Consider the following 398-nt stretch of genomic DNA (forward strand, 5'->3'; position numbering starts at 1 on the left):
CCCCCCCCCCCCCCCCCCCCCCCCCCCCCCCCCCCCCCCCCCCCCCCCCCCCCCCCCCCCCCCCCCCCCCCCCATTTTTTCAAGCAGAAGACGGAATACGCTATTTCCTGTACGGTCTCGTGGGCTCGGAGATGTGTATAAGAGACAGGCGATGGACATCGCCACCAATGGCCTGTACGGGATTGCGCCGGCCAATTCGGTGCCGATCGAGATGTTCGAGCGCGTGGAGGTGATGCGCGGCCTCAATGGGGGGGGGGGGGGGACACATCTGACGCTGCCGACGAAGAGAACCTAGTGTAGATGGGGGGGGTGGGGGGGTGGTTGAGTGGGGGGGGGGGGGGGGGGGGGGGGGGGGGGGGGGGGGGGGGGGGGGGGGGGGGGGGGGGGGGGGGGGGGGG

At 73.9% G+C, this 398-nt stretch carries 1 protein-coding gene; it reads left to right on the forward strand.

All coding sequences use genetic code 11. The features are described from left to right. Nucleotides 1–295 (forward strand): hypothetical protein (locus JHD63_RS22985; RefSeq protein WP_198973135.1); only part of this gene is annotated, 295 nt, incomplete at its 5' end. Nucleotides 296–398: the final 103 nt, after the last annotated feature.

Source organism: Xylophilus sp. ASV27 (assembly GCF_016428875.1).
Classification (GTDB): Bacteria; Pseudomonadota; Gammaproteobacteria; order Burkholderiales; family Burkholderiaceae_C; genus Xylophilus.